Origin of the sequence: Phenylobacterium sp., assembly GCF_031412415.1 — a bacterium.
Taxonomy (GTDB): domain Bacteria; phylum Pseudomonadota; class Alphaproteobacteria; order Caulobacterales; family Caulobacteraceae; genus Phenylobacterium.
Genome location: NZ_JANOCX010000417.1, coordinates 1 through 5,863 on the forward strand (window position 1 = coordinate 1; position 5,863 = coordinate 5,863).

Genomic DNA, 5,863 nt, shown 5'->3' on the forward strand with positions numbered 1-5,863 from the left:
CTGGCAGTCGGTCGAGGCCGTGGGTGGCGGCGGCGGCGGGGGCTGGGGGAACGGCGCGGGGGACGGCGGGGTCTCGACCGGGGGCGGTCCGGGCGGGGGCGGGCCGCCCGGCGATCCGGCGCAGCGCACCAGGACGATCAGGGCCAGGACCAGCAGCCCCAGGCCGAGCCATGGGGCCCGGAACTTCCTCGTCTTTGGAGGCTTCACAGTCACGCCTGCGATTGTGCGCCGGTTTTCGTCGGGGTCACAGATGAACCTTCGTCCCGCTATCGGTCTGCTCGGTCTAACCCTGCTGGCGGCCGCCTGTTCCGACCCCGCCCCCAGCGCCCAGGCGCCGGACGCCATCACGCCCACCCAGGGCGGGCCCACCGTGGCGCTGGCGCCCGGCGCGCCGATCACCCCGCCGACCCTGGCGGTGCCGACGATCCCGGCCTCCACCTCCCCCGTGGCCCAGGCCATCGACGCCACGGCGTTCGCCGAGGGGACGATGGACGCGGCGACCACCAAGCGGCTGTTGACCCGGGTGCAGGTCCTGCTGGACCGGGCGCATTTCTCGCCCGGCGTGATCGACGGCCAGGCGGGCGAGAACCTGCGCCAGGCGCTGGCCGCGTTCGAGGCCGCCAAGGGCCTGACCGCCGACGGCAAGCTGGACGCCGAAAGCTGGGCGGCGCTGAGCGCCGACGCGGCGCCGGTGATGATGGATTATGTGATCACCGCCGACGACGTGGACGGGCCGTTCGAGGCCACGATCCCCACCGACCCCAAGGCCATGTCGGCCCTGAAGGCGCTGTCCTATTCCGGACCCGTCGAGGCCCTGGCCGAGAAGTTCCACATGGACGAGGCGCTGTTGAAGGCGCTGAACCCGCAGGCCGACTTCACCAAGCCCGGACAGACCATCGTGGTGGCGCAGCTGGGCCCCGAGAAGCTGACCAGCCAGGTGGCGCGCATCGAGGTCGACAAGGCCGAGCGCGAGGTTCGCGCCTTTGACTCGGAGGGCCGGCTGCTGGCGGTCTATCCCGCCACGGTGGGGTCCAGCAGCCGCCCGGCGCCGACCGGGGAATGGGCCGTGCGCACGGTGGCCGAGGCGCCGACCTGGAACTATGACCCCAAGCGGCTGACCTTCGGCGACGGCAAGGAGAAGCTGTCGATCGCCGCGAGTCCGAACAATCCGGTGGGCTCGATCTGGATCGACCTGACCAAGGACACCTATGGCATCCACGGCGCGCCGGACCCGCGCCTGATCGGCAAGCGTGACAGCCACGGCTGCGTGCGGCTGACCAACTGGGACGCCGAGGAGCTGGGCGCGGCGGTGAAGGCCGGGACGGTGGTGGTGTTCACCGGGACCGAGGCGAAGCCCGCCAAGGCCTAGGCGCCGCCACCCAACACTTAGCCCTTGCGCTAAGTTTCAGGCTTCGATACTTAGCCTTATGGAACACTATCAAGAGCCGCTGGACGGGATCTTCCACGCCCTGGCCCACCCCGCGCGCCGCGCGGTGCTGGGGCGGCTGGGGCGGGGACCGGTGAGCATCAGCGCGCTGGCGGCGCCCTTCGACATGGCCCTGCCGTCCTTCATGAAGCACATCCGCCTGCTGGAGGAGAGCGGCCTGATCTCGACGCGCAAGGCGGGCCGGGTGCGGACCGCCGCCCTGGAGCCCGCGCGGTTCGCCGCCGTCGAAGGCTGGCTCGAGACTCAGCGGGCTATCTGGACCGGTCGCACCGACCGCCTGGAAGCCTTCGTCACCAACCCCGACCATCAGGAGAGCCCGGAATGACCGCGAACCCCGCCCTGGACCTGACCATCTCGCGCGTGATCAAGGCGCCGCCGCCGGTGGTGTGGAAGGCCTGGACCACGCCCGCCAGCTTCGAGAAATGGTGGATCCCCGAGCCGATCGTCTGCCGGGTGGCGGCGATGGACCTGAAGCCCGGCGGCGCCTTCGTCACCGAGATGAGCCAGGACGGCGGCCCCTTCGAACCGCACGTGGCCGGCTGCTATCTGGAGCTGGTGGAGAACGAACGGCTGGTGTTCACCACCGCCCTGCTGGCGGGCTGGCGGCCGGCGGACGCGCCGTTCCTGACGCTCACCACCATCGTCACCTTCAAGCCCCACCCGGACGGCACCGACTATAGCGCCACCGCGATGCACGCGAGCCCGGCGAGCCGCGACGAGCACGAGGCGATGGGGTTCGAGGACGGCTGGGGGACGGTGGCCGGCCAACTGGCGAAGCTGGTGGAGGCCTAGGCCGAAGCCTACCGGGTCGTTGGCGACGTGGCGCGGGGGGTTGGACAGCCGGGGTGTTCGCCCCTTTACTGCGGCTCGAAGGCGCGTCGAGGTGCGGCGCCCGGGTCCCGACGGGACCGATTTGGCGAGGCGGCGTGGACTTCCTAAGGATCCTGAAGAGCTTAGACGAGCTGCTGTTCGAGCTGATGTCTTGGCTGGCCTTCTATCCCCTGACCATGGCGAGGATCCTGGCGCGGCCGTTGGGGATGATGGGCTACTCCGACACCCAGATCGAGCACGCGGAAGACGGCCGCTACGACGACAGCCTGAGCCCGCCGCTGCTGTTGATGATCACCCTGGTCATCACCAACGCGATCGCCATGGCCGCCCATGTCCCGCGGCCCGAGGCGACCGGTGTGCTGGAGAACGCCATCTACAACTCGCCGCAGAACCTGTTGCTGTTCCGCTGCCTGGTGTTCGCCTTGATCCCGCTGGTCGCCGCCACGACCCTGGTGCGCCGACGGGGGGACCTGCTGTCGCGGACCACCCTGCACGCCCCCTTCTACGCCCAGTGCTTCCTGGCCGCGCCCTGGGCGATGGTCATCGGTCTGGCCCTGGTGGCGAGCCAGAGGAACGCGCTCTACAGCGCGTTCATCAGCCCCGCCGTGGCGCTGGTCGCGACCGCCTGGTTTCTGTGGGTCCAGTCGCGGTGGTTCGCCAGGGAGCTGTCGATCCCGGTCGGTCGGGGCGTGGCGATCGCCCTGTGGGCGTTCGTCCGGGCGCTGATGTACCTGGCGGTCCTTATGGCCATGGTCGCCTACATCTAAGATCGCCGTTCTTAAGCGGACCTCTTCGGGGGGCGGCAAATTCTGGCTGGTCAAGTTGGACCCGAGCCGCCACATCGGAAGCTCGACGGGCGATGACGCGCCCGCACGCCTGGAGCCGCACGCATGACCGACACGCCCGAATACGTCCCGCCCAAGGTCTGGACCTGGAACAAGGAGAGCGGCGGGCGGTTCGCCAACATCAACCGGCCGATCGCGGGACCGACCCACGACAAGGCGCTGCCGGTCGGCAAGCATCCGCTACAGCTCTATTCCCTGGCCACGCCCAACGGGGTGAAGGTCACGGTGATGCTGGAGGAGCTGCTGGCGCTGGGACACTCCGGCGCCGAGTACGACGCCTGGCTGATCAATATCGGGTCGGGCGACCAGTTCGGCAGCGGCTTCGTCGACGCCAATCCCAATTCCAAGATCCCGGCCCTGGTGGACCGCAGCGGTCCTGAGCCGATCCGCATCTTCGAGTCCGGGGCGATCCTGGTCCACCTGGCCGAGAAGTTCGGCGCCTTCCTGCCGACCGAGCCCGCGGCGCGGGCCGAGTGCCTGTCGTGGCTGTTCTGGCAGATGGGCAGCGCGCCCTATCTGGGCGGCGGGCTGGGCCACTTCTACGCCTATGCGCCGTTCAAGATCGAATACGCCATCGACCGGTTCGCCATGGAGGTGAAGCGGCAACTGGACGTGCTTGACCGCCGGCTGGCGGAGAGCGAATTCATCGCCGGCGCCGACTACACCATCGCCGACATGGCGATCTGGCCCTGGTACGGCAGCCTGGCCAAGGGCGTTCTGTACGAGGCCGGCGAGTTCCTGTCGGTGCAGGACTACAAGCACGTCCAGCGCTGGACCGACGCCATCGCCGAGCGCCCGGCGGTCAAGCGCGGACGGATGGTCAACCGGACCTTCGGCGAACTCTCCAGCCAGCTTCTGGAGCGCCACGACGCCAGCGACTTCGAGCTGAAGACCCGCGACAAGCTGCCGAAGCCGGAGTGAGCGGCATGGCGCGGGTTGTACGGCTGACCTGGGGCGTGAAGCAGAGCTTTCGCGGCTATGTGGAGGCCGCGGGCGGCACGATCGGCGCCGAGGGCGGGGCGGAACGGACGGCGGACGGGGCGTTCAGCTTCGCCGCCGGACCGGGCCAGGGCCTTAGCTTCGACGAGGACGGCGCGCCCGCGGGCCTGGGCGCCTTCGTGGGCGAGGCGAAGTTCGACGCCCACGGCGGGATGCTGAAGGTGTGCCTGGCCGATCCGGCGGTGGAGATCGGGCCCCAGGGTCTGGTGCTGACCGCCGCCGACAGCGTCAAGCGCGACTGGCGGGGCATCATCGCCACCCTGGACCTGGCCGCCATGACCACCGGTGAGGACGGCGAGCTGATCATCCCCGCGGCCCTGGCGATGGACGGCATCCAGGTGCTGGGCGACCACTATCCGATGCGCACGCCGCTGGACCCCGTGCGTCTGACGCTGGCTTAGCGGTCGTTTCGGGTTAAGCAGGCGCAGCAATCGCGGAGCGCGTCATGGAAGGCCCCACGTCCCACTTCTATTTTTCCCAGCGCCTGCGAATGCACTACGTGGACTGGGGCAACGAGACCGCGCCGCCGCTGCTGCTGGTGCATGGCGGCCGCGACCACTGCCGCAACTGGGACTGGGTCGCCCAGCGCCTGCGCGACCGCTACCACGTGATCGCCCCGGACCTGCGGGGGCACGGCGACAGCGCCTGGGCGATCGGCGGCGGCTACGACATGGGCGCCTATGTCTACGACATCGCCCAGATCATCCATCAGAAGGACATGTCGCCGGTCACGATCATCGCTCATTCGCTGGGCGCCGGCATCGCGCTGAACTATTGCGGGGCGTTTCCCGAGACGGTGGCGAAGATCATCGCCATCGAGGGCCTGGGCCCTTCCCCAGCCGTCATCGCCGAACAGGCCAAGCGCAGCATCGAGCAGCGGATCCGCGCCTCGGTGGCCGACCGGCGGGAGAACTCGGGCCGGGCGCCGCGCCGCTACGCCAGCCTCGACGACGCGATCAAGCGCATGGCGGAGGAGAACCCGCACCTGAGCCTGGAGCAGGCGCGCCACCTGACCACCTATGGGGCGCACCAGAACGAGGACGGCACCTATTCCTGGAAGTTCGACAATCACGCCCGCTGGGGCGGCGGGGTGGGCGGCCTGACGCACGAGGACCAGCACCGGCTGTGGCGCAACATCACCGCGCCGGCCCTGCTGGTGCGCGGCACGGAATCCTGGGCCTCGGACCCCGAGAAGGACGGCCGGATCGCGAACTTCCAGAACGCGCGGTTGCTGAACGTCGAGGGCGCGGGCCACTGGGTGCACCACGACCAGCTGGACGTCTTCATGGCCGCGGCCGAGGCGTTCCTGGCGGAGTAGGCCGCAGCCCTACTCCGCGGGCAGGATGTTTTCGCCGCGCTTGGCCAGGGTCTTGTCGAACTCGGCCCAGACGCCGCCGTCGCCGTCCCATTTGCCGCGGGTGGCGGCCTTGGAATATTCGGTCGAGCGGGCCTCGAAGAAGTTGGCGTGCTCGACGCCCGAGAGCATGGACTGCAGCCAGGGCAGCGGGTTGGTCCTGGCGCCGTAGACCTCGGGCAGGCCCAGCTGGCGCAGGCGCCAGTCGGCGATGAAGCGGATGTAGTTCTTGATGTCGTCCGGGGTCATGCCCTGGATTTCGCCGGCATTGAACGCCAGGTCGATGAAGTTGTCCTCCAGGCCGACCACGGTCTTGCAGCAGTCGATGATGTCGTCGGCCACGCTCTTGGTCACGCAGCCGGTCTCGGCGTTGAAGGCGTGGTAGAG

Annotated in this window: 9 protein-coding genes; 7 read left to right on the top strand and 2 right to left on the bottom strand. The window is 69.4% G+C overall.

Annotated features, from left to right (window positions below):
• On the bottom strand, window positions 1–213 hold a 213-nt coding region (locus RMO04_RS19435), incomplete at its 3' end, for a hypothetical protein (RefSeq protein WP_309646421.1).
• Window positions 214–250: 37 nt separating this feature from the next.
• On the opposite strand from RMO04_RS19435, the gene RMO04_RS19440 reads away from it, so the two are divergent.
• The 7 genes from RMO04_RS19440 to RMO04_RS19470 all read left to right on the top strand — a co-directional run bounded on the left by RMO04_RS19440 (window position 251) and on the right by RMO04_RS19470 (window position 5,440).
• Window positions 251–1,369 carry a L,D-transpeptidase gene (locus RMO04_RS19440; protein ID WP_309646422.1) on the top strand — a complete coding sequence of 373 codons (1,119 nt, stop codon included), beginning with the start codon at window positions 251–253 and terminating at the stop codon, window positions 1,367–1,369.
• Between the two features lie 58 nt (window positions 1,370–1,427).
• The gene (locus tag RMO04_RS19445; RefSeq protein WP_309646423.1) at window positions 1,428–1,772 is read left to right on the top strand and encodes a metalloregulator ArsR/SmtB family transcription factor; all 345 of its coding nucleotides are present in this window, start codon (window positions 1,428–1,430) and stop codon (window positions 1,770–1,772) included.
• Window positions 1,769–2,239: an SRPBCC family protein gene (locus tag RMO04_RS19450; protein WP_309646424.1), complete on the top strand. Its 471-nt coding sequence runs from the start codon at window positions 1,769–1,771 to the stop codon at window positions 2,237–2,239. The genes RMO04_RS19445 and RMO04_RS19450 overlap by 4 nt, the downstream gene beginning before the upstream one ends.
• Window positions 2,240–2,373: 134 nt before the next feature.
• On the top strand, window positions 2,374–3,045 hold the full coding sequence (locus RMO04_RS19455) for a hypothetical protein (RefSeq protein WP_309646425.1): 672 nt from the start codon (window positions 2,374–2,376) through the stop codon (window positions 3,043–3,045).
• 123 nt (window positions 3,046–3,168) lie between these two features.
• Complete coding sequence (gene yghU, locus RMO04_RS19460) at window positions 3,169–4,044, top strand: glutathione-dependent disulfide-bond oxidoreductase (protein WP_309646426.1); 876 nt, start codon at window positions 3,169–3,171, stop codon at window positions 4,042–4,044.
• A gap of 5 nt (window positions 4,045–4,049) precedes the next feature.
• Complete coding sequence (locus RMO04_RS19465; protein WP_309646427.1) at window positions 4,050–4,523, top strand: HtaA domain-containing protein; 474 nt, start codon at window positions 4,050–4,052, stop codon at window positions 4,521–4,523.
• Window positions 4,524–4,567: 44 nt separating this feature from the next.
• On the top strand, window positions 4,568–5,440 hold the full coding sequence (locus RMO04_RS19470; protein WP_309646428.1) for an alpha/beta hydrolase: 873 nt from the start codon (window positions 4,568–4,570) through the stop codon (window positions 5,438–5,440).
• Window positions 5,441–5,449: 9 nt separating this feature from the next.
• On the opposite strand, the gene RMO04_RS19475 is transcribed toward RMO04_RS19470, so the two are convergent.
• Window positions 5,450–5,863 (bottom strand): ribonucleotide-diphosphate reductase subunit beta (locus tag RMO04_RS19475; protein ID WP_309646429.1); only part of this gene is annotated, 414 nt, incomplete at its 5' end.